This window comes from Bradyrhizobium sp. F1.4.3 (genome assembly GCF_040548375.1).
In the GTDB taxonomy this organism is placed as follows: Bacteria; Pseudomonadota; Alphaproteobacteria; order Rhizobiales; family Xanthobacteraceae; genus Bradyrhizobium.
This window is the reverse complement of the sequence record NZ_JBEPRN010000012.1, coordinates 1-22,641: the sequence shown is the minus strand read 5'-3', so window position 1 is coordinate 22,641 and position 22,641 is coordinate 1. Positions and strand designations below refer to the sequence as shown.

The window sequence follows — 22,641 nt, the reverse complement described above, 5'->3', positions numbered from 1 at the left end:
AATGGATCTCACCCGCAGGAAGGCCCTGATCGGGCTTTGTGTGGCGGCTGTCCCCGCGCCGCGGGCGGCGTCCGCCGCTCAGAGACCCCTGAGGATTAGTGTGCCGATGGGCCTCCATCAGAAAATGATTGAGGAGCTCGGGGCACGATTTACCAAGGCCAATCCGGCCATTGCCGTCGAGTTCTTGGGCAAGGGCGATAATTGGGATCCCCTGCTGCAGGTCACGCTTCGCGAGGGCCTCGTCAACGGTCTGCCCGATGCGACTTGGCAGTCGCTTGCCTATGCGCGCCTCCTTGCCCGTCGCGGCTACATACAACCACTCGATCCTTTGGCCGGTGGCCGGGCTGCCTTCACCGGACTCGGCCTCCCGGAGCCTCTGCTGGAATCAATCTCTGGCGATAGCGGCGTCCACGCGATGCCGTTCGGAACCACGATCCCTGTCGTTTACTACAACATTGATCTCCTGAAGCGGGCCGGGTACGCCGCCGCGCAGCCGCCCTCAACCTGGGACGAGATTATCGAGGTTGCCGGAAAGATCTCTGCACTCGACCGCACGATCACCGGCGGCTTCATTGAAAACGACGCGAGCAACGCCTGGATCTTCCAGAACCTAGTTGCAAGTTTCGGTGGGCGGATGATGACGCCCGATCTATCCGACGTCGCGTTCAATGCCCCCGAAGGCCGCAGCTCCCTGGAGCTTCTCTGGCGGTTTGGCGATGTGAGCGGGACGAACATGAGCCGCGAGCAGGCGCGGCAGGCGTTCAATGCCGGTGCTTGTGGCATTCTGATCAGATCCGCCAGCGGAACTACGTCCGTCTCCAAGGCCACCCAGGGACGCTTCGAGTTGATGGTCGGCCGGTTGCCCATCCCGAGCCCAAAGGGTCGCTTGGTGGGAGCTGGCCATGGATTCATGGTCTTCACCAAGGATACGGAACGACAGAAGGCGCTGTGGACCTTCTTCCGCTTCGCCGCAAGTGCCGAGGGCCAGATGATCCTTGCACGGCAGAGCGGCTACATGCCGGTCAACATGTCGGCGCTCGGGCAAGCCGATTTCCTCAAGGAGTATCTTCAGATCAATCCCTATCACCGTGCCATCGTTGAAGCCCTCGCGATCACCACGGATCAGTTCTCGTTCCCCAAAGACAACACGGTCAAGATCACCGACATGATGGCCGATGTCATGCGGGACGTCGTGGCGCATCGGACGAGGCCTGATGTCGCGCTGAAGGCGATGGCCGATCAGACCCGCAAGCTCCTGAGCTCCTGAGACGCTCTTCATCCAACCGGAAATCCCCATGACACCATCGTTCCGCCCAAGCGACATTCTGAACATGAGCGGCAATCTGCCGCCCAAGGTGCCGCATGTCTTCGATGAAGCCTATCGTGGCGCCGTTCAACGGGTTCTTGGCGAGTGCGAGCCGAATGATCTGATCGGTGCACATCAATTTCGCGGCAGCGATCGCGATCGCGCGCTTGGCGCCCGCTTTATTGGCCGCCGAATGCAGGACGTTCCAGCGGTGGACAGAGTGGTCGTTGCCAATGGCACGCAAAGCATCCTGATGATGCTGCTCGCCAGCCTCGTCGGCCCCAATCGACGCCTCGCTGTCGAGACCCTGAGTTACCCGACGATGCGCACCTTCGCCCAGCATCTCGGTTTCCAGCTCTCACCGATCCCGATGGACGGCGAGGGCGCCCGGCCGGATGCCTTCGAGGCGATCTGCCGTGCCGATCGCCCAGCCGCCTATTATGCGATGCCGACGCTCCAGAATCCGACAACGGGAATGATGAGCCTCGAGCGGCGCAAGGCCATCGCTGAGATCTGCCGGCGCTACGAGGTCGCGATCATCGAGGACGACATTTACAGCCTGCTTCCCAAGGGTGTCCCCCCGCCATTATCGAGTTTTGCGCCGGAGATCTCCTGGTACGTGCTCGGCACCGCCAAGTCGCTGGCCGCTGCGCTGAAGATCGCTTACCTCGTTGCACCAAGCGGCGAGGCCGCGGCGGAGCTGTTCTGGCCGGGCGTGCGCGCCACCTACTGGATGTGCGCCCCCATGAACGGCGCGATCGTATCGTCTCTCATCGAAACCGGGGCCGTCGACGACATCATCGAGGCGGTGCGAGCCGAGACGCGTATTCGCCAATCCATGGTAATCGACAGCATTTCCAGCCCCGACCTTCGCAGCCGGCCAGATTGCCTCCACGTCTATCTCTCGTTACCCGCAGATCGCCCGGCGCAGGAGTTCGTCGCCAAAGTGAGGGAGCTTGGCGTCGACGTCAGCCCCGCCGGCACATACGCCATGGACGATAGCCCTGCACCAAATGCAATTCGCTTTGGCACGGGAACGCCGCGCGATCGAGTTGCCTTCGAACGCGGGCTCTTCGCGATCACAAAAGTCTATTGTGGATAAGGGACACGTCATGAACGATAAAGCAAAACAAGCGTCCAAGATCTGGACCGATCTCGATATCGACGCGCCAGGCAAGCAGACCGGCTTTCTCTGGTTGCCACTGGCTGTGCACGATCGCTCCGGCGACGACGCCGGCTACAATTGCGAGCCGATTCCGATTGTGACGATCCGTAACGGAGAAGGCCCGAGCGTGCTGCTGATGGCCGGCAATCACGGCAACGAATACGAAGGACAGATCATCCTGATGAAGCTGATCCGCGCGCTGAAAGTGGAAGACGTGCGCGGCCGGCTGATTATTCTACCGGCTGCGAACGCGCCAGCCGTGCGGGGAGATCGGCGCAATTCCCCGCTCGATGACGGAAACCTGAACCGTCAGTTTCCCGGTGACCCCTCTGGGGGCCCGACCGCGATGATCGCCCATTTCATCGAGAGCGTCATCCTGCCGCGCGTCGAGTATGTCATCGACCTGCATTCGGGCAGTCTCACCGCCGAGTATCTGCCTTGTGCCGTCGTCGCCCGTCCCCCAAACCCGGATCACCTGGAGGAGGCGCTGACACGTCTGCGCGTCTTCGGCATGCCAGTCGGCATGATCATCGAACATTCAACCGGCGGCGATGGTGCGTTGATCGGCGCCTGCCGCCGCCAGGGCGTCAAACATCTGTCGACTGAGCTCGGCGGCGGCGGCGACGTCAACCGTACTGCCGTGGAGATGGCAGAACATGGATTGGCCCGGCTCCTCCATCACATCGGAGTAACCAGCCGCCCCCTGACCGATCGCCGTGCGCCTGATTGTCGGTTCGTCGCACGCGTTCCCAGCCGCGACTATGTCTATGCCGACAGCAGCGAACGAGGGCTGTTCGAACCCCTGGTAGGCCTCAATGACACGGTCGAGGCCGGCCAGGTGGTCGGTAGAATCCACTTCACGACGACGCCCTGGCGAGACCCCGAGCCCGTGATCACCAGGACTGGTGGGCTCGTGCTCACAAGGCGAATCCCGGCGCGAACCGGGCGAGGCGATTGCGTCTTTGCTCTTGGCCGTGACTGGTCACCCGCCGGCACAAACTGAACTATCTTGAGCAGGCCCAAGCGGCGCGGCCCGCGCGTGCGGGCAAGCATCGGGGTTCATCACGTCACCTACCTCACGACCGAGTTCAGGACATTCCATGTCTACGCAGAGCACCCGACGCGGGCAGGCAGCCTCCAACGACTTGATCGATCCCGACATGGCGATCGCGATGGCGAAGTTGTCAGAAATGGTAAAAGCTGATGGCGGTCCGCCCTCCACGTTCGAGGGGGACCGAGACCAGCAAGCAAGGTTTGCGCCCTTCTGGAATGAAGGCTCACCAGAGATCGAAAAGGTCATACCTATTTCGATCGAAGGCGCGCATGGCCCGCTCAAAGCCCGCCTCTACAAGAACGCTGCGGGACACCTGCCCGTGACGCTGTTCATGCACGGCGGCGGCTTCGTTCGGGGTTCGCTCGATCATTGCGATTGCATCTGCAGGAGAATGGCCGAAGAGGGAAAGCTCGCGGTGATCGCGACCGAGTACAGCCTGGCGCCCGAACATCCCTATCCCGCAGCGCTTGAGGACATCGTCAAGGTGCTGGACTGGCTGTTTGCCTCAGCTGGCGACTATGATCTGGACGCCAGCCGCGTTTCCGTGGCAGGCGGGTCGGCAGGTGCAACTCTTGCTTTGACGTCAACGCTCTGGCGGCGCGACGCAGGCAAGAAGTTGCCCGTCGGCATGGCGCTATTCTACGGCGGCTATGACATCACGAATACCGGGCGCGAGAGCTATCGTCTCTTCGGGAACGGACAGTTCGGAATGTCGAAGGCTCGCGTCGAGCACTATATCCAAGCCCTGGTGCCTGAGGGAACATCGCCATCTGATCCCTATCTCGCACCGCTTCACGCCGATCTGAGGAGCTTGCCGCCGATCTGGATGGGGATCGCCGAGCTCGACGTGCTCCGCGACGACCAGCTCGAGATGGCTCGCCGGCTCGAGGCGGCAGGCGTTTTGGTCGATGTTCAGCGATATGAGGGGCTGATCCACGGCTTTGCCAATCGCGTTCGTCTTGTCCCCCGCGCTGACGATGCCATCAGAACCGCCGCACGATTTTTGGCAAACCTGAAGGCAAGAGACATCTGAGCGGCTGGCGGCAGCTGGCCCGCTGCAAAATTCAAGCTCGCTCTCCCTTCTGCTTACTTAGTTCAGCCTTGATCAGGACGCACCCAACATGTTCAAGCGACCGCTTCTTCTGCTGCTCTTCCTGATGGGTGCGTGTATCCAGCAGGCTGAAGCAGCTGGTATCGACGTCATGTCACTCGGTTCGCTGGTGCCGCCTCAGCTGATCGAGACGTTCAAGACCGAGCACCCGGAGATCAAGGTAACGGTGCGGCCGCCGGCGACTGACTATGACGACCTTACCCAGCGCTTGCTCCGCGACAACGTCACCGGGACAGCTCCTGACGTCATTTTTCAGGGCTACAACCGCTCTGAACTGACCATACGCCGGGGCCTGGTCCTCCCGCTGTCGCCATTCCTGATCGAGGATAAACCCTGGGCTGAGAGCAGCTACCACGCGATCTCGGACGATCTGTGCCGGACTGACGGGAAGCTTTATGGGCTGCCGTTTATCATCTCCGTGCCAATCATTTATTACAACGCCGAACTCGTGCGGCAGACGGGAGGCGATCCTGACCACCTTCCCCAGACTTGGCCTGAGATAACAGCTCTCGCGGCCAGGATCACCGCGCTTGGCGACAACCGGATCGGCGGCTTTTTCGACTACGCCGCGGCCGGCAACTGGACCTTCATGGCGCTGATCGAATCGCAAGGGGGGCGGATGATGTCCGCCGACGACCGCACGATCACGTTCAACGGACCGGAGGGACTGCGCGCCCTCGAAATCCTCCGCGATTTCGGCAAGGCGGGCCAAGTGGATATGCCTCGCGGACAGGCCTACCAGGCATTCTCCGCCGGAACGATCGGAATGATCGTGACCTCGAGCGGATTCCTCAAGACGCAGCTTAAACAGGTGAAGTTTGATTTGCGGACAACGCCTATTCCGGTCGTGGACAAGGGGAGGCTCCCGGTCGGCGGCAACTGCGTGATGATGGTCACCCGCAAGCCCGAGCACCAGAAAGCGGCCTGGACGTTCATGAAGTTCGTGGCGAGCCCGGCGGCACAAAGCATCGTCTCGGATGTAACGAGCTATTTGCCCGGCAACCAAATTGCCATCGCGGCGCTCGAGGCTTCGACGCCGCCCGGCGACCCGCGGATGGCCGCGATCCGGGAGGCCGGCAAAGCGGGCGGTTGGTATTCCTTCCCCGGCGACAACTCGCTTCGGATCACGGACCGGATCCGCCTGCTGCTGCAGGATGTGGTGACGCTGCGCCGTTCGCCCGAAGACGCCATAAAGGCAATGACCGAAGCGGTCCAGCAGCTACTTCCAAAATGAATTCGCCGCTGAAAGCACGGGCGGTTGTCCAGTCTCATTGCTCACATCAGGCAAGGCGAGGGTGCAAGCATGAGCGCCGGCCCAGTATCATCTCGCATCCAATCCTCGCCGGCCTGCAATCCGTATCAGATTCAAGCTGTCTCACCTGCGGACCCATACTGATGCGCAAGCCGCAGCGACAACACTTCGCTCTCGTTCCTGGAGGTAATTAGGATGAGTCATTCAGTCTGCAACGTTCGATATCATGGCGTTGCCGCATATGAAATCGTAGCCCCCGACGGCAGGCGCATTCTGCTCGACCCGTTCTTTGCCGGCAATCCGTCCTCTCTGGTCAAGGCCGAAGATTTTGAGCGTGTCGACCTCATCCTGGTCACGCATGCGGCCCGCGATCACCTCGGGGACACGCCGGCGATTGCGAAACTTACGGGCGCAACGGTCCTGTGCGGCAATGAGGTCCAGGCCTATCTCCGGGCACTGGACGTTCCGGCATCCCAGATCAGGCCGACGGCCTGGGGCATGCGCCTCGAGATTGCAGGATTTGAGATCCAGACGCTGGAATGCCGGCACTGCTCGGGGGCGACAATGCCGGACGGATCTTTCGTTTCCGGCATTCCCCTGGCCTTCATCATCGAGCTCGGAGCGGGCGTGCGCTGGTATCATCCCGGTGACACCTCCTTGTTCTCCGACATGCGCCTGCAGGGCGAGCTCTATCAGCCGACCATCGGATCGCTCGGTATTGCCAATCCGAGCGGCATTGCTGATCCAAGGCCCGGCCGCAAACTCACCACGGATCTTTCGCCGCGGGAAGGCGTCCTGGCAGCGCAGTGGCTTGGCCTGAAGACGGTTCTGCCCTGTCACTATACCGACCCCGACGATCCGCTGGTCCATCAATTCCAGCGCTGCCTGGCTGATGCGAAAGCTGCGGGTGAGAGCGTCCCTGAATCGCTGGTCTTGGCCCCCGGAGATTGGATTAGCCTTGATGCGAGCGGGTGCATCAGGCGGCGTGAGAAGGCTTGAGGCGAACAGCGCCAGCATGTTCGAGCCGGCTGCCGGATCGGGATCCTAACCTTGGTCCCGTGCGAGAAAGAACGGATTTGAAAGATGCTTGAATCACCTCGGATTCTCGTGGTCAGCTTTGACGGCCTTCGCTCCGATCTGATCAGCCGGGACCACCCCCAATTTGTGGCGGCTGAAAGCGGCTGGCCTGACGCTTGCCAATCACCGCACGGTGAGGCGCAACGCCAGACCGCCACGGGATGGTCGGCAACAAATGTGACGATCGCACCACCCTGCCGCCTCGCTGTATATCGACACGACCGATGCGGTTCTCTTGCGTGAACTCGATGTCGCGAGCGGCGGGCTCTTGTTTTCGGCGCCTTCGCTTGGCGAGCTCCTGGCGAAGAGTGGCCGGAGCCTTGCCGTCTTGTCGACGAATACGCCCGGCACGACGCGGCTGTTTCACCGCAAAGCCGAGGACCTTGGTCACGTCCGTCTCTCCGGTCACTTCCGCGAGGCATGCACGCTCTCCGAAGTCCTCGCCGACACCGAGGCCCAGCTCGGGGCCTTGCCTCCCGCGCCTCCCAAGATCGAGCCCGGCCGCGCCGGCCAGAATTGGATAACATCGGCCTTCCTCGACTATGTCTGGCCCAGATGCCGTCCGGATGTCACGATCGTCTCATTCGGCGAGCCCGACGTCACCTCGCATTTCTACGCGGGAGCCGATCAGACCAGGTCCATCATCGCATATTGCGACCGCCAGTCCGGCCGCGTGCTCGACTGGTGGGTCGAGGAGGGGAAGGCGGCCGGCGTCCAGCTATTCGCCCTCGCCGATCATGGCCATATCGCGGGCCATACGCGGATCTCCGTGGCGGGTAGCCTACCGGCGGCGGGCTTTTCTCCGGGTACGGCGCCTGGTCCCGGAGTCGACGTCGTGGTCGTTTCCGGGCAAGTTGGCGCGCTCTATCTTGATGAGATGGATGAGGCGACACTCGTGCGGCTGGTCGCAAGCCTTACGGCCGAGCCGTGGTGCGGCCCGATCTTCACGCGGGCAGACGAGGTCAATGGGATTGCGTCGGGCAGCCTCTCGAAGCGGCTCGTCTTTGCCGACCATATTCAAGCGCCGGACGCTGCGTTTTCCTTCCGCACGGACGACAGCGATGATGCCTTCGGCCTTGAGGGAGGCACATTCTACGACAATGATCGCCGCACTGGCCTCGGCCTGCATGGTGGTCTTCATCCGAAAGAGCTTGCAGCAGTCGGGATCGCCTCGTCTTCTTTGCCGTCCGGAATCTGCGACATCGCGCCCACCATTCTCCATCTGCTTGGAGTGTCGGCCACGCCGACGATGAGCGGACGGGTGCTCCACGAGGCGCTCGCATTGGCGCCAAATCTCATTACCCGCGCGAGGAAGTCTTTGAGGCCCGGCTTGGGGACTATCGCCAGATTCTTCGGCGCGAGCATGTTGGCGGTGCGGGCTATATCGCCGGCGGCCGGATCGAATGTTGGGGCGCTGAGACGCACCTCGAGCCGAGCGCCGATCATGCCGCGCCTGCGCGACCTGTAGCCCCGAGTGAGCTTCTACATGAGAAGCCAGAGAGATTGGTGCGATCCCGATCGAGAGCAGGCAGACCTGCCTCTCGCGGAAGACAAAGCCGATGTTCTGAGCTCAGTCCGAGCTGATACTGATACTGCGAACTGACTGCGCGGTAGACTCGCGATCAATCCGGTTCGCAGCGGAGTTCCTTGGCAACAAGCCCTGCGCAGCCGATCTGGTTGATCCGCTGCGCAGGGCCGCAAGAGGAGGCGTTAGAAGAAGATCGACGTAGATGCCGAGAAGTTCAGAGCGTGTCCTGTCTGCGGCAGGTAAGTGATGCTCGTCGGATGGTTGATATATGACAGGCCGATATTCGCGTAGACCCCGGGTGCAAGATGCGCGGAATACGTCGCTGAGATGGTTTTGCTGTCGCTATGAACGAGATTGCCTGCGGCCAGTGCCGATTGCACAGCAATGTTGCTCCAAACCGTCCGGGTCGCAACAAGTGAAATCTGGTCGGTCGGCCGCCAGTCGAAGGGGCCCTTCACGTAGAAGCGAAGCTCATAGTACTGCGCGACCTTGTTCAGGTCGGGCGGAGCACCCATGACGGAGAAGCCACCATAAAAGCCTCGCGATACGAGCCCCTGCGGATCGCTTTGCCAGAGCTGTCTATCGCCTGCCACATAATAGAAATTGTTCTCGTTCGCTCTCGGCTGTTTCGGAAAGGCGAGGTTCGTATAGCGGCTGTTGTTGACGCCTACGCCAGCCCGGACCCAGGTCTCAAACGATCCCGGTGCGGCCTTCGCCTTGTAACCCGTTTCATCCATGAAGAGAACGCCTGTGTTTGGCGTGCTCCAGTCGAGACCAGTCGGATTCTGGGTCACTTCGGTTGCAACGCCGTCGGGACTGATCGAGCGCTGGATCGTGGCCTTTGTGTACAAGTTCCCGTCGAAATTATACTTGACGTTCACAGCCGGGGTGGGCGTCGCGTTGCTGCTCTCGCCGCCCTGATACAGGATGTTGGAGGAAGGGCCAAACACGTTTGCGCCAGCGTTTCCACCGACGCTCGGGCCCAGGAATTCGTTTGCGTTTCTGAGATAGCCGAACTTCAGCTCGACCTTGCGGTCGAACAGCGTCTGATAGTAAGCGATTTCGTTGATGCCCCAACGGTCCGGCCCTCCCGGTTGCCAGCTCCACGCCTGGTGCTCAGTGCCTATGACGATCTGCCCGTCAGGGATTCCGTAGCGGCTGAGATCGTAGACCATCATCATGTAGTTGACGGTGCTGTAGGTAGGATTCTGACCATTATACAGCTGCTTGGCGATGGTGCTCTTGGCTGCATCGGGAAGAAGATTATTGGTGTAGGTATTCTGCGTCCAGCCGATATAGCCGATGCCTGCCTCTGCCAGAGCAGATCTCACGCCCCCAATGTCCCGATCAACCGTGTCGGCAGGCCCGGGAATGTTGACAGACAATCCCTTTTCACGGAGATTTTCGAATTTTGCGAATGGCGCATTGGCGGTTTGTGCCGGCGCCGGACTGCCCACGAGACTTGCTGCTCGTTGTTGACGAGATTGCTGGAGTTTTACGATCGGGTCTCTCTTCTTCTGAGTCTTTCTTTTAGCGACCTCATCCGGAGTGTCGCTTTTTGGGTTAGGCATGTTGGCAGTTTGTGCCAGTGCCGAGCTGCCGACGAAACTTGCTGCGAGGGATAGCGCGACGACAAGCCCTCTTTGTTTTGTAGTTGGTCGAAAACTGAAAACAGATTCTGCGGCTGCGTACAGCGGCTTCATCTGATCATCTTGTGGAACGCGGGCGTTGGTAACGCCGGTACTGTTTATATCAACTCGCATAATACCCCCGAGAAAGAGCTAGGTCTCTGACGCGCGATCCTTCGCATTGAAATCGAAACAGAGGGATGACGCCCATCGAATAATTCGATGAGAGCTCCCGCAAGATGGGATGGTGCGTAAGACTTCGTGCAGAAAGGGATGTCGCGACAGGACGGGCTGTCGCTCAATGTGCTGCGCTCCAGCTAGTCCGCGCACCATCCTGGCAAGTGCTCGAACTCTCGAGCCAATGCCAATCTCTCCACTACGTTTAGTCTGATTGAGGGCGCGGTCCGCCTCCACGGGAACAGTTCGTCTCGCGGGAGGCGTACGCGACCGCGTGCCGCGACCCGTCTGCAGATCCGGCCTACGGAGTGATCGTTGGAACAGGCAGATGCGCTGCTAGTCTAGTGCTTCCCTCACTCGAAACCGCGACGACAACAAACGTTCCGGTCTCTGCGTGCAGGGATCGGCGGAGATGACAACTGCGCGTCGTTTGAGGCCAACAAGCTCGCTGGCGCTGATCACATCCTTCCGGATCGCCTCCGCCGGCAAGACTCGTATTCCGCGTGTGGCCCGACACAATCGCTATCTTGCTACCCGTATGAAACGCAGCCAGTTCGTCGCCGATTGTTTCGGTGCGGATCAGGGTCTTGCGTCGGCCCTTTACCGCGCGCATCACGCTCTGTTTGAGCGATTTTCACGAAGTGGGCATCGCATCAGAGCGATAACAAGTTCTCTTCCGACATCATTCTCCTTCGGAGCGCCATACATCGTCATCGCATGATGCGCCAGTTAGCATCGAGTTATTCGATGGGTGTCATCGGACTGTAGCAATGCAAGTTTCTAAGTTCTCGCAGAGCGGCGAACGCGCGCAAACGAGATAGGTAGTCTCATTGCGGTGCTCGGCAAACGTTTCATGCGAAGTATGGGCTAAGACATCCGTATTGATTGAGAGCATCCGAATGCGCCCGCGAAGCTGTGGTTTTTCGCATCTGCTCTTCGGCATCGTACTCATGAGCTGCTGTTGCCGCACAACGGCGAGGGGCGCGGCGTCTTGCTGAGGCCGGCAACGGCGGCAACGAATATGAGAGGCATAATGCGGGCTTTGCGCACTGAGGCGCTACTTCGGAGCACCTATCGATTGCTTCGCGTGGAATGAAAACGATGTCTGATTCCAAGAACCGCTTTCTTATCGCCAGCTTCGATGGCCTACGTCCGGACCTGATTGACCCAGAACTGACTCCCAACCTTTGGCGCCTGAAGGCGGCCGGGGTGACGCTTGCTAACCATTGCACGGTCTATCCGAGCGAGACCCGTTCGGCTTTCCCGAGTCTTGTCACCGGCGCCACCACGGACCGGCACGGCATGGTCGGTAACAAATACGTTGATCGCGCCGTTACCCCGGCGCGCTACATTGATACTTCAGACGCAGTTCTGCTGCGCCGGCTCGACCTCGAGAGCGGCGGGCGGCTTTATTCGGTGCCCTCGCTCGGCGAGATCTTGGCGGCGAGCGGGCGGAGCCTCGCTGTCCTCGCCACGAATACGCCCGGAACGACCCGGCTCTTTCACCATAAGGCTGAGGATTTCGGACATGTCCGCCTCTCCGGTCATTTCCGCGAGGCCTGCACGCCGGACGATGTGCTCGCCGAGATTGAAGCGCATATTAGTCCATTGACCCCGGCCCCGCCTAAGACTGAGCCGGATCGCATCGGGCAGGACTGGATCACGTCGGCATTCCTCGACGTCGTCTGGCCGAAATATCGTCCCGATGTCACTATCCTTTCTTATGGCGAACCCGACGTCACCTCGCATTTCCACGGTACGGGCGCGGAGGCGACACGGTCCATCATCGCCTATTGCGATCAACAGTTCGGCCGTGTGCTCGACTGGTGGGAGTCCGAGGGGAGACAGACCGGCGTTCAGATTTTCGCGCTCTCAGACCATGGCCATATCACCGGCCGCACGCGCGTATCGGTGGCTGATAGCCTGCGTGCGGCTGGCTTCAGACCCGGCGTCGCACCTGCTCCCGATATTGACGTGGTGGTAGTGCCGGGCCAGGTCGGCGCTCTCTATCTTCTCGATCCGGATAAGGCGAACATTGCCCGTTTGGTTGCGACCATTACGTCCGAGCCGTGGTGCGGGTCAGTGTTCACCCGCGCGAAGGATGAGGTCAACGGCATTGCCCCCGGGAGCCTCTCAAACCGCCTCGTCTTCGCCGATCATGCCCGTGCGCCGGACGTCGCTTTTTCCTTCCGCGCCGACGATACCATCGACCCATTCGGTCTCGCCGGCGGCACCTTCTATGATAATGATCGTCGCACGGGCCTCGGCGTCCATGGCGGGCTACACCCCAAAGAACTAGCGGCCTTGGGCATCGTCGCCGGCTCCGCGTTCCCTGCAGCAGGTTCCGTCTCGGCGGTGCCGTCCGGCATCTGTGACGTGGCCCCGTCCATTCTACGGCTGCTCGGTGTGGGTGTGTCGCAGAGTATGACCGGACGGGTGCTTGGCGAACTGATCGCGCCATCAGCCAAGGAAAGTCCTTCAATTCGCGAAGACGTCTTTGACGCGCACCTTGGTTCCTACGCGCAGGTGCTTCGCCGCATACATGTGGACGGCGCCTGCTACCTCTCGGGTGCTTGGGTCAGCTGATCCGCGCGCTCATCTCTGGAGACCTAAATGTTTGCGCTCCTGCGCTATGGACTATCCAAGAACCATCCGGTCAACCGCGGTATTCCGGCGCCGCCGCCCGAGATCAAGAAGTCCGACGACGAGGTGGTCAATGGTAATAGGCACGCCTTTGCTATCGCCTGTTACCTTGCCAAGCGCGGCTTCATTTAATCAAAGCATTCGATGCTGGCTATCAAGGAAAGAAAAAATGCCGAAAATGTTGAGTGAGGCCCAGATTAAGCAATATCGCTCAGAAGGGTTCGTGTGTCCGATCGACGCTCTTTCAGTTGAAGAGGCCGCTGAATTCTTTGCGCGCATGGAAGGTCTCGAAAGTCGCGAGCCAGACCTATGGGCACGATCGAAGATAAAGCCGCATCTGCTGATGATGTGGCTCAATGATCTTATGAGAAATTCGAGGATCTTGGATGCGGTCGAGGATGTGCTTGGGCCAGACATCCTGGCGTGGGCAACCGGCCACTTTGATAAGAAACCTCACGATCCGAGCTTTGTAACGTGGCATCAGGATGCGACGTATTGGGGTCTTTCCGAGCCGACCGTCGTCACGGCGTGGGTGGCCCTAACGCGCAGCAGCCGCGAGAATGGATGCATGAGAGTGATCCCCGGCAGCCATCATCAAGGCCAATTGCCGCACAGGGACACCGACAATAGAAACAATTTATTGAGCCGAGGCCAGGATGTCGAGGTCAATGTCGATGAAGCTCAGGCTGTCGATTTGGAGCTTCGACCTGGCCAGATATCTCTTCATCACACCATGCTGATTCATGGCTCAAAACCGAATTTCTCCGATACGCGCCGTTTGGGGATCACCGTTAGATACGTCGCTGCTCACGTTAGTCAGACGAGCGGGTTCAGGGATAGCGCGACCTTGGTTCGCGGAACCGATAAGCATCGGAGCTTTATCGCCGAGCCACGTCCGCACCGCGATTTTGATCCAGAAGCTGTTGAATTCTACAACGAGATAGTTGCCGAAAGCCGCAGACGGAAGGATGCAGTCGCGGCTGACTACCAGAACAAGCAAAAACCGCTCACAGCAAAAACTATGCTCTGAGCCTCACCGCCACAGTTGGCCTAAGGCGAAGACCCCGTATCGGATGACGTGTGTGGGAGAGCTAGTGTGACCGATCTTAAGCTGCCCGATCTCCATCCGGTTGTCGGTGGGATTGGATAAACTCGCAGGAGATTTACTCGATGCGCGCTACACGTAGAGCTTTGCTTCGGAGCTCGATCTGGACGTGAAGGGAAAGCAGGTCGCATGTTTCCGGTTGCCTCTCGCTGTCCACGATCGGTCAGGCGACGACGCTGGTTACAACTACGAACCGTCCCGATTATCACGATCCGGAACGGTGACGGCTCGGGCGTACTGCTGATGGCTGGCAACTACGGTAACGAGTACGAGGGCCGGATCATCCTGATGAAGCTGTTCCAAGAGCTGCAGGACAACGACCTACGTGGCCGCATTATCGTCCTGCCTGCCAGAAACGCACCCGCCGTTCGCGCGGATCGGCGCAACTCCCCGCTCGATGCACCGCGCCATCAGCGACATCAGCATCTGATCAATGAGAGAAACGATGAGAAAATTGCAATTCGACTTCGTTCCGGCGCCGGGCGCCCCTTCGCTGGATGCAGATATGGCGAATGCCATAGCCAAGCAGGAGGACCTGGTACGTCTTGACGGTGGCCCCGCGAAAACACTGCAGGGCATTCGCGAGCAACAGGCGCGTCTCTCGGAATTCTGGAACGAGGGCGCGCCTGACATTGAGGCCGTCAACGACGTGACGATTCCCATTTCAGACGGCGCTCTGTCGGGCCGACTCTATCAACCGTCAAGGGAACGCACCCCGATCCTGATCTACCTTCATGGCGGAGGCTGGAACAGAGGATCTATCGCCTCAGCGGATTGCACTTGTCGACACCTAGCCAAGGAATGTCGTTTCGCGGTTCTGTCGCTCGGATATCGCCTCGCCCCCGAGAACCGTTTTCCCGCCGCCATTCTCGATGTTCTCTCGGCCATGGATTGGTGCCGCAGGAATGCAGAAGATCTGAATGTGGATGGTCAATGCATCTTTCTTGGCGGGGGATCGGCCGGTGCCAATCTTTCCGTCGTTGCAGCGATTAAGTGCCGGGACGAAGGGCTTCCTTCTCCGAGCGGTCTCGTCCTGTTTTACGGCGGTTATCAGAACGTCAATTTCAACACCTCGAGCCATCTGACTTTCGGCGACGGCCGCTACGGCAATCCCACGATCCGGAAACTGGGCTATATCGTAAACTATGTGCCGAGTGGGGTTCAGGTCAGTAATCCCTATATATCTCCGCTTCTGGCACCGAACCTCTCCAATCTGCCCCCGATGTGGTTCGGAATAGCCGAGCTCGACATTCTTCGTGACGATCAACTCGCCTTTGCCGAGCGCCTCGGCAAGGAAGGTGGGCGTGCCGTCGTGCGACGATACTACGGGCTGACCCACGGCTTTGCAGCCCGAACGCGGATGGTTCCCCGAGCTGTCACTGCCATTTGCGAAGCGGCAGCCTTCGTCAGGGAAATCGCGGTCCGAGACACTTCAATCCGGCTGCAGCCTAAAGGTGTCGAGAATGAAAAGTAAGATCCTCGCACCGATGCGCGCCGCACTCATGCTTCTTTCCGGCACATGCAGCGCAGCATCCATTGACGTTTTTGCCAAGTTGGACGCGGCTAGCGACATTGTGCCGCGCACTTCTTCGGCCCGTGATCTCACCTGAAACTGCACGGCGATCGGCAATTAGCCGCCGCGGGCGAACGGCCTAAGTATTCGGCCCCGAGCCTTCGTCATACGAATGGATACAAACGTGACCAACAAAATCATCATCGAAATAAAGCAGCGAGAGAGTTTCGCTGGCGGACATCACTTTGACCAGGCTGGTGCTTATGAGCGGCTGCGCGGTTGCGCGCATTTCGCAGTGAGCCCGGATGCAGGCCCGCAAGCTGGAATACTCGACCTGGACTTGGCGCCTCGAAACGAAGACGGATTGGTGGAATTCTTCGCGGATTTCTTGATCTTGAAGCCGGTAGAGCCGGCCAGGGGGAACGGCCGGCTGTTCTATGACTGCGGGAACAGGGGCAATATGCGCTCCCTCCAGTTCTTCAACGACGCCCCCGCCAACAATGATCCAAGCACCCTCGAAGACGCGGGAAACGGTTTTTTGTTCCGGCGTGGGTACACCCTCCTTTGGAGCGCATGGCAGGGTGGAATTTTGCCGGGGCGTGAGCGGGTGGTTCTTAAGCTTCCCGTTGCGACAAATAAAGGAGAGCCGATCAACGGAACGGTGCTGCAGGAGTTTTCGGTCGACGAGCGCGGCAGCTACATGATGCCTCTGTCGGGCCGTTCCGACGCACATTCCTACCCGACGACCTCTTTAAACACCCGGAATGCAACTCTCAGCCGGCGCCGGTATCCCTATAGCGAGCGTGAAGACATTGACCCCGACGCCTGGCAGTTTGCGCGGATCGAGGGCGGGACGCGGCTGGATGATCAGAGCAAGAAGATCGGCATAGTACCTTCGTCCACCCATTTGCTGCTGCAGGACGGATTTGAACCGGGTTGGATCTATGAGTTGATTTATACGGCCAAAGATCCTCTTGTGCTTGGCCTTGGCTATGTCGCACTTCGGGATCTAGTCAGTTTCCTGCGCTATGACCAAGAGGATTCGGCAGGTCGACCTAACCCAATCGGAGGCATGGAGAAGGCTTACGCTTGGGGGCGCTCCCAAACGGGACGCTTTTTGCGAGACTTCGTTTATCACGGGTTCAACGCCGATAAAAAAGGCCGACGAGTTTTCGACGGGGTGATGCCTCACGTCTCGGGTGCTGGACTGGTCAAAATGAACCGGCGCTTCGCCAACATCTTCTCGCCAAGCGGCGGCGCCTATCAGCACCGGTTCTGCTACGGCGATCTATTTCCGTTCTCCTATGCTGAAACAACCGATCACCTGACGGGGGCAAGCGACGCAATCTTGAAGCGTCCAAGCACAGATCCGCTCGTCATCCACACACATACATCGACGGAGTATTGGCAACGTCGCGGCTCTCTCGTCCACACCGACACGCGGGGGCGGGACCTCAAGCAGCCGGAAAACGTCCGCATTTATCATTGGACGAGCTCGCAGCACTCGGCCAATCCCAGACTGGTTTCGCCCAAACAATCAGCGGACGTCGTCAATCTCATCAATAACGTGTATACGTCCCCGTTCTTCAGAGCGATGTTGGATGCGATGGACGTATGGGCATCAGACGGACTGGCTCCGCCAGATTCCAGCTATCCTACGATCGAAGCCGGTACGCTTGTCTCATTCGCGGAATGGGCGACACAATTCCCGAACATCCAGGGGCAAATGCTTCCGGAAGGACCTCTCGATCTGCCCCTGATGGATTTCGGTCCCAAGGCGGCCGAAGGTGTGCTCTCTTCACTCCCGCCAGTGATCGTGGACCGGGAAGGATATATGATCTTGGTCCCAAGCGTCGACGAAGACGGGAACGAATGCGATGGCGTCAAGGTTCCAATGGCAACGGCTCCCTTGGGAACCTATACCGGTTGGAATATCCTGAAACGGGGGAATGGCCATGGCGCTATCAGTTGGCTAACGAAAGGGAGCTATATCCCATTTCCGGACACGCCCGATGAACAGCGAGCAACGCGCGATCCTCGCAAATCAGTGCTCGAGCGATATGGGTCGTCCGCTGCGTATGTTCGCAGCGTACGCGACGCAGCCGAACGGCTTGTTACGAAGCGCTTCATGATCGAGGAGGATGTAGATCGTGTCGTCGCAAGAGCTTCCAATTGGGGAAGACCGCGAACCGATGTGAGACTGTCGGCTGACGATTCTTGCGATAGGCGCGAAAACAATGTCTGACGAAAGATGCCGCTTGTTCGTCATCAGATTCGACGGCCTTTGGCCTGATCTTGTCTCTCCCGAATTGACGCCGAACCTCTGCCGCTTGCAGCCGCTGGCCCGTGTCTGATCATGCATATGGAATCGAACGGCTTCGTGGAAAGGCAACCGGCAGGAACGCAGGAACGGCGTATGGCGACTTCGTTTGGGTGGCCACTATCCCGGATCGAAAGCCGCCAAGCATTTTGGACCAAGCCGCCGACATCTTCTCAGAGCTCGATCACCTTTTGGCGCAACTCAGTAGCAACAAGGAGCGAATACTCTCTGCCACGGTCTATCTGTCGGATCTGAGCCACAAGGCGTCTTTTGACGAAGCTTGGTGCACCTGGATCGGCGACGATTCACGCCATTGGCCCCAGCGGACCTGCGTAGGCGCGCAACTTATCGGCGACACGCTGGTCGAGATCATGCTGCTGGCCGTCAGGGCCGATCGCGATGCAGTCGATGCGCGAGTCTGAAGGAACATCGCCTCGAAAAGTCGTGGTGATCGGCGCCGGAATTGTCGGCGCCGCAACCGCAATCGAACTTGTACGGCACGGCCATGACGTGACGATCATCGAGCTCGGCGAACCTGGAGGTGATCATGCGGCCAGCTACGGCAACGGCGCATGGCTTAGGCCTCGTCGTTCCAGTGTCTGTGCCCGGGCTTTGGCGACTTGTTCCACGTTACCTTGCGGATCCACTCGGTCCTTCACCATTCGCTGGTCTTATCTTCCCCACCTACTTCCATGGCTTTGGCGGTTCCTTCGTTCCGGGTCAACCGTTGAGCGGGTTGAAAGAACGGCGCGAGTCATTCGTGACCTGATTTCGGATTGCAGGGAGCGACATCATAAGCTGGCGCGCAGGTGTTCCGGAGTTGCTCCGAGGACGCGAGCCTGCTCCACGTATTTCGGAAGCGAAGCGATTTCGATAGCAATTCGCTGGCGTGGAGCCTTAGACGACAAAACGGCACAGTTTGGCGTGAGCTGGACGGCAGGAGCTGTCAGCGATGGAGCCGGACCTCGACCCCGGCTACACCTTTGCTGTGGCCGTCGAGGGAACCGCATGTATCGATCCCGGCAGCTATGTCGCCGCGCTGGCACGCCACGCGGTCCGTGCCGGTGCGCAGATCATAAGAGGCCGAGCAACCGGTTTCCGCATCGAGAGCGGTCGGCTCAAAGCGGTCCGGACGATTGACGGCGAGGTATTCTGCGACCGAGCTGTAATTTCGGCCGGCGCGTGGTCGAAACAACTTACTGCGGCCCTTGGAGATCGCATTTTTCTTGAGAGTGAGCGGGGTTATCACGTCATCATTCGCAACCCGGAGATCAGGCTGAAGCACCTGATCTTGTTTACCGATCCAAAACTCGCCACCACGAGCACACGTTCCGGCATTCGCGTAACCGGGCAGGTCGAATTGGCAGGCTTACGAGCCAAACCTAACTGGAAACGCGCACACGTCCTTCGGGGATTCGCGCTCAATGCCTATCCCGGACTGCCGAGGAAATTGCCAAATGATCGGCAAATGCTTTGGATGGATATCATTTGCGGCGCGAAGCCGGTGGTTGACCCAGCGCCCTATTCGCCCCGGCGCTTTGCAGCCAGTGAGTGATAGCAAGGGCATATCGCAAGTCCGGCGGCGGATGGGGTGGCAGTGCGCCTCGACTCGAACCCATGAGGTCACGTGATCGCGTGCCCAGTATCCATCAAAATCGAATCATCTCACGGTTCGCTTCGGCAAGACATCTGTAAATAGTCGCTGGCGCAGGTGGGTGCTCATCATGCGAAATAGCCAACGGCGGAGGTCAGTTTGCTCTCCCGTTGGCGCGAACTGCGTCAAGCCAGAGCCAGAGGTCGTCAACGAGGCCGAGCTCATCGCAGCGCTCTTCGACGTAGCGACATCCTAGTTCGATGAACCGATCAGCGCCGTGCGCAGCCTTAAACTTGTCAATCTTCTCCAGATCGAAGGTGATCGACCATCGATCCGATTTGCAATTGATGTCTATGCCAATGTCGTTCACCGCCGCCTCCAGAAGGATCGTCAAGCTCTGCTGATCGCGCTCCGATGATATCTCTGCGCGAGGCCAATCGGCCTCTCGTAAGCCGCAAGGTGCGTCGAGGACACACGGATTGACGGGTTCGCTTGCTGGACCGTCAATCCGGATCCTGTTTTCCATTTCGTTATCGGCTCACCAGCGCTGCTTCCATCGGAACTCTCGATTGCTTCAGTGCATATATGATAGCTGGCGAAGTCGCGACGAAAAGCAGCTTTATGCTTCGTTGTCGCTGCTAGTCCGTCGCGAACGCTCCATCAGCTTATTCGATCTGTCACGCGAAATCCGGATGGAGGGCCGACTTCCATGCTGTCTGTTGTGCTGCGTTCGGCGGGGAGCTTGTCGTTTATCGGGCGTGTGCGCAAGGTTTTCCAGTAATCGAGGTAGAGAGCTGCGACGATTCACGCACCACCTTCACGCCAGGAACGATCGGTTGGCCATCAAGACGTTCTTATTCGTTCGACTGCCTCTGTTCGGGAGCGCGCGCATGCCTTTGTTGCTCGCTAAGGAGCCAGCGCAACATGGCGCGTGTTGCGGATGTCACCGTGAGTTGGCAACAGATTTCAACAAACAAACGAAGTTGCATGCGCAGGTCATCAAATGCACGATAGATGACGCCGCGACACGCTGGCTCGCGACGGTGGTGGCGGCAAACTCAGTTTGATAGGACATTTATCATCGGAGGAACAGTAACGACGCTCGCTAGCAACTCGCTCAGCGAACAGACGTCAGGTGACGAGTCCGTAGACGCCGTTTCTCACCGCGCAGCAACGAAACAATGCGTTCGCTCCGAAATAAGAAAAATTGATTATCTCCGTACTACGAAAAATAGTGCGTCTTGGACTCGCGGAGTCGCACATTCTCTGAGAGGATTGATCATCAGGCAATGACATGGGCGCGCTTGACCGTTTTCGCGAAAATCCGCCCCTTGCAGTCCGCCGGCAGGGTGGAGAATACGCCTCGACCAGTTCTCACAGCCGCCACGCATGAGTGATGACGCTTCGTCGCCATCATCGGTCGAAGGTCGCACAGGGCGCCACGTTGAACGAGGGGTCGTCGAGCTTGAGTGAAAGGTGACAGGGCTTCTCCTCGGATGCTTTAAGCAAGCCCTACCAATCGGTCTTATGTGGTGCACGACATAACGTCGAGATCGGGGCAGCCTGGTCGAAGCGCTCCGAAGAGGGACGCGACTACCTCTCGCTCAAGCTCGACGACCCCTCGTTCAACGCGCCGATCTACGCGAACCTGTTCGATGAGGAAGGCGGCGAAGGCTACACCTTGCTCTGGTCGCGGCCCCGCAAGAACGGCGAGTAAGAATCCCTCCACCAAGCCCCGCCCGATCCCTCGAGCGGGGCTTCCTAAACTCCTACCCAGTCCGCGCACCGACCGACAGGCCGTTGCGCTAGGCTTGATTGGTGCGCAGCTGACGAGCAACTACATTTGATGAGAGGCCGGCGCGTCATCTGTGGGGCGCGATTTGCGAAGGTGCCGGTCTCGCTTGGCCGAATCAACTCTTGCGGCCCGATTACTTTCGCCTGGCAGGCTTCGATCGCTCGTTACGCGCCTCTTCGTCCGGGAGGACGAGATCAACGTGGCTGATGCCCAATGTGCTGGCGAGCTCAAACAAGGTTACAACGGTTGGATTGCGGCGCCCACGTTCCAGGTCACTGATATACTGTTGGGTGAAACCGGACACTTCGGCGAATTTCTCCTGCGTGAAGCGCTTCTGCTTCCGCAGTCTTGCGAAATTTCGGCCGACCAACCTGCGCATGTCCATTAGCGCAAATTGCGTCTTTACATACTATGAGGTTTATCTCCTATAGTATGTATTCCTCGGTCCTCGCTGGCCGGCCGGCCCGGAATGGGGCTAAAATTGGACGCTTAAACAATTTCGGCCGTTCAGAGAGGTTTGAATCATTCGCTGTTTGCTGGGATGGTCATGACGAAGCCGCAGCTAGATCCTGATGTCGCCGATGTCGCGCCGCATGAGCCGGTGCTGACGACCTATGACGAGCAGCATCTGATAACGTATTGGCGACTTCTTGATGCCGAGACTGACGGCGCCGATTGGAAAGAAGTGGCTCGGATCGTGTTGCATATCGATCCAGATCGTGAACCGGCTCGCGCCCGCAATGCGTTTGATAGTCATCTGGCCCGCGCAAAATGGATGGCAGACCACGGCTACCGTAACTTGCTTCGCGGCGGCGCGACTAAATAGCAAAATTTCTCATGGTGAGTTCGCACTCGAGAAGAGATTTCTCCGCTGACGCGTGATCGCCTGCATGCATCACGCGATGCACAATTGGTGACTTCCTACAATGCTAAGCTTCATAGACATTGCGCCGCAATCGATCACGGCAGGGAATCATAGCAATGTCTGAGTTCGACTGGCGCTCACCAGAGGCGTATCAGCAGGCTATCAAGTCGGGCGAGATGGCGGATTTCGCCTGGGAGTCACTGCGGCGCAGCTCCAACTATCGGGCTTCCTATCGTCAAAATCGATCGCAGATGACTTCCGAATTCCGAAGGAGATGGGGCGTCTGCTTTCGCTCATGACCCCCAGGGGTCCTTTCACCAACAAACAATCTTCTGGTCACCTGAGGCGTTGCCGACGGTGGTGCCGGTCGTTCGCAGCGCGTCCGGCGAAAAAGCGGTCGGCGCGGGGCTACCGCTTGCCGACCTTTCATCGGGCGCCATCAGACAGGCATCTGACGGCTGGCATGCCGTATTGCGCCTTCAAGGGGCACAACATCATCTCTGGCTGA

At 59.1% G+C, this 22,641-nt stretch carries 21 protein-coding genes and 2 pseudogenes; 20 read left to right on the top strand and 3 right to left on the bottom strand.

Annotated elements, in window-relative coordinates; genetic code table 11:
* The first annotated feature begins 1 nt into the window (after window position 1).
* The 7 genes from ABIB73_RS25975 to ABIB73_RS25945 all read left to right on the top strand — a co-directional run bounded on the left by ABIB73_RS25975 (window position 2) and on the right by ABIB73_RS25945 (window position 8,433).
* Window positions 2–1,267 (top strand): extracellular solute-binding protein, encoded by a 1,266-nt coding sequence (locus ABIB73_RS25975; RefSeq protein ID WP_354097945.1) that lies wholly within the window; start codon window positions 2–4, stop codon window positions 1,265–1,267.
* A gap of 28 nt (window positions 1,268–1,295) precedes the next feature.
* Window positions 1,296–2,408, top strand: coding sequence for an aminotransferase-like domain-containing protein (locus tag ABIB73_RS25970; protein WP_354097944.1), 1,113 nt, complete (start codon window positions 1,296–1,298; stop codon window positions 2,406–2,408).
* Window positions 2,409–2,418: 10 nt separating this feature from the next.
* Window positions 2,419–3,474, top strand: coding sequence for a succinylglutamate desuccinylase/aspartoacylase family protein (locus ABIB73_RS25965; protein ID WP_354097943.1), 1,056 nt, complete (start codon window positions 2,419–2,421; stop codon window positions 3,472–3,474).
* Window positions 3,475–3,571: 97 nt separating this feature from the next.
* Complete coding sequence (locus ABIB73_RS25960) at window positions 3,572–4,558, top strand: alpha/beta hydrolase (RefSeq protein WP_354228650.1); 987 nt, start codon at window positions 3,572–3,574, stop codon at window positions 4,556–4,558.
* Between the two features lie 88 nt (window positions 4,559–4,646).
* A complete protein-coding gene (locus ABIB73_RS25955) occupies window positions 4,647–5,870 on the top strand; it encodes an ABC transporter substrate-binding protein (protein WP_354097941.1) in 1,224 nt (407 codons plus the stop codon).
* A 213-nt stretch (window positions 5,871–6,083) separates the two neighbouring features.
* Window positions 6,084–6,887, top strand: a complete 804-nt coding sequence (locus ABIB73_RS25950; RefSeq protein WP_354097940.1) for an MBL fold metallo-hydrolase — start codon at window positions 6,084–6,086, stop codon at window positions 6,885–6,887.
* A gap of 406 nt (window positions 6,888–7,293) precedes the next feature.
* Window positions 7,294–8,433, top strand: coding sequence for an alkaline phosphatase family protein (locus ABIB73_RS25945; RefSeq protein ID WP_354097939.1), 1,140 nt, complete (start codon window positions 7,294–7,296; stop codon window positions 8,431–8,433).
* Window positions 8,434–8,675: 242 nt separating this feature from the next.
* Here ABIB73_RS25945 and ABIB73_RS25940 read toward each other — a convergent pair whose 3' ends face one another.
* Window positions 8,676–10,196: a carbohydrate porin gene (locus ABIB73_RS25940; protein WP_354097938.1), complete on the bottom strand. Its 1,521-nt coding sequence runs from the start codon at window positions 10,194–10,196 to the stop codon at window positions 8,676–8,678.
* Between the two features lie 1,203 nt (window positions 10,197–11,399).
* Here ABIB73_RS25940 and ABIB73_RS25935 point away from each other — a divergent pair.
* The 10 genes and pseudogenes from ABIB73_RS25935 (at window position 11,400) to ABIB73_RS25890 (ending at window position 19,434) form a co-directional block, all read left to right on the top strand.
* Window positions 11,400–12,884 carry an alkaline phosphatase family protein gene (locus tag ABIB73_RS25935; RefSeq protein ID WP_354097937.1) on the top strand — a complete coding sequence of 495 codons (1,485 nt, stop codon included), beginning with the start codon at window positions 11,400–11,402 and terminating at the stop codon, window positions 12,882–12,884.
* Window positions 12,885–12,911: 27 nt separating this feature from the next.
* A complete protein-coding gene (locus ABIB73_RS25930; RefSeq protein ID WP_354097936.1) occupies window positions 12,912–13,073 on the top strand; it encodes a hypothetical protein in 162 nt (53 codons plus the stop codon).
* A 37-nt stretch (window positions 13,074–13,110) separates the two neighbouring features.
* Complete coding sequence (locus ABIB73_RS25925) at window positions 13,111–13,971, top strand: phytanoyl-CoA dioxygenase family protein (protein WP_354097935.1); 861 nt, start codon at window positions 13,111–13,113, stop codon at window positions 13,969–13,971.
* Between the two features lie 204 nt (window positions 13,972–14,175).
* Entirely contained in the window at window positions 14,176–14,595 is a 420-nt protein-coding gene (locus tag ABIB73_RS25920; protein ID WP_354097934.1) for a M14 family metallopeptidase, read from the top strand.
* Entirely contained in the window at window positions 14,492–15,520 is a 1,029-nt protein-coding gene (locus tag ABIB73_RS25915; protein ID WP_354097933.1) for an alpha/beta hydrolase, read from the top strand. The genes ABIB73_RS25920 and ABIB73_RS25915 overlap by 104 nt, the downstream gene beginning before the upstream one ends.
* Entirely contained in the window at window positions 15,510–15,656 is a 147-nt protein-coding gene (locus tag ABIB73_RS25910) for a hypothetical protein (protein WP_354097932.1), read from the top strand. Before ABIB73_RS25915 ends, ABIB73_RS25910 begins: the two co-directional genes overlap by 11 nt.
* A gap of 87 nt (window positions 15,657–15,743) precedes the next feature.
* Complete coding sequence (locus ABIB73_RS25905; protein WP_354228645.1) at window positions 15,744–17,804, top strand: alpha/beta hydrolase domain-containing protein; 2,061 nt, start codon at window positions 15,744–15,746, stop codon at window positions 17,802–17,804.
* A gap of 101 nt (window positions 17,805–17,905) precedes the next feature.
* The gene (locus tag ABIB73_RS25900) at window positions 17,906–18,301 is read left to right on the top strand and encodes a Rid family hydrolase (protein ID WP_354097930.1); all 396 of its coding nucleotides are present in this window, start codon (window positions 17,906–17,908) and stop codon (window positions 18,299–18,301) included.
* Window positions 18,279–18,407, top strand: a pseudogene (locus tag ABIB73_RS25895) (FAD-dependent oxidoreductase); the annotation flags it as partial. The gene ABIB73_RS25900 and the pseudogene ABIB73_RS25895, both read left to right, overlap by 23 nt.
* 424 nt (window positions 18,408–18,831) lie before the next feature.
* Complete coding sequence (locus tag ABIB73_RS25890) at window positions 18,832–19,434, top strand: NAD(P)/FAD-dependent oxidoreductase (protein WP_354097928.1); 603 nt, start codon at window positions 18,832–18,834, stop codon at window positions 19,432–19,434.
* 193 nt (window positions 19,435–19,627) lie between these two features.
* On the opposite strand, the gene ABIB73_RS25885 is transcribed toward ABIB73_RS25890, so the two are convergent.
* Entirely contained in the window at window positions 19,628–19,867 is a 240-nt protein-coding gene (locus tag ABIB73_RS25885; RefSeq protein ID WP_148778779.1) for a hypothetical protein, read from the bottom strand.
* Between the two features lie 1,155 nt (window positions 19,868–21,022).
* Here ABIB73_RS25885 and ABIB73_RS25880 point away from each other — a divergent pair.
* Window positions 21,023–21,190 (top strand): annotated as a pseudogene (locus tag ABIB73_RS25880) (DUF736 domain-containing protein); the annotation flags it as partial.
* Between the two features lie 211 nt (window positions 21,191–21,401).
* Here the strand turns inward: ABIB73_RS25880 and ABIB73_RS25875 are convergent.
* Entirely contained in the window at window positions 21,402–21,647 is a 246-nt protein-coding gene (locus ABIB73_RS25875; protein ID WP_354097927.1) for a helix-turn-helix domain-containing protein, read from the bottom strand.
* Window positions 21,648–21,815: 168 nt separating this feature from the next.
* On the opposite strand from ABIB73_RS25875, the gene ABIB73_RS25870 reads away from it, so the two are divergent.
* A complete protein-coding gene (locus ABIB73_RS25870; protein WP_354097926.1) occupies window positions 21,816–22,094 on the top strand; it encodes a DNA -binding domain-containing protein in 279 nt (92 codons plus the stop codon).
* 155 nt (window positions 22,095–22,249) lie between these two features.
* Window positions 22,250–22,432 (top strand): transcriptional regulator domain-containing protein, encoded by a 183-nt coding sequence (locus ABIB73_RS25865; protein WP_354097925.1) that lies wholly within the window; start codon window positions 22,250–22,252, stop codon window positions 22,430–22,432.
* Window positions 22,433–22,641 lie beyond the last annotated feature (209 nt).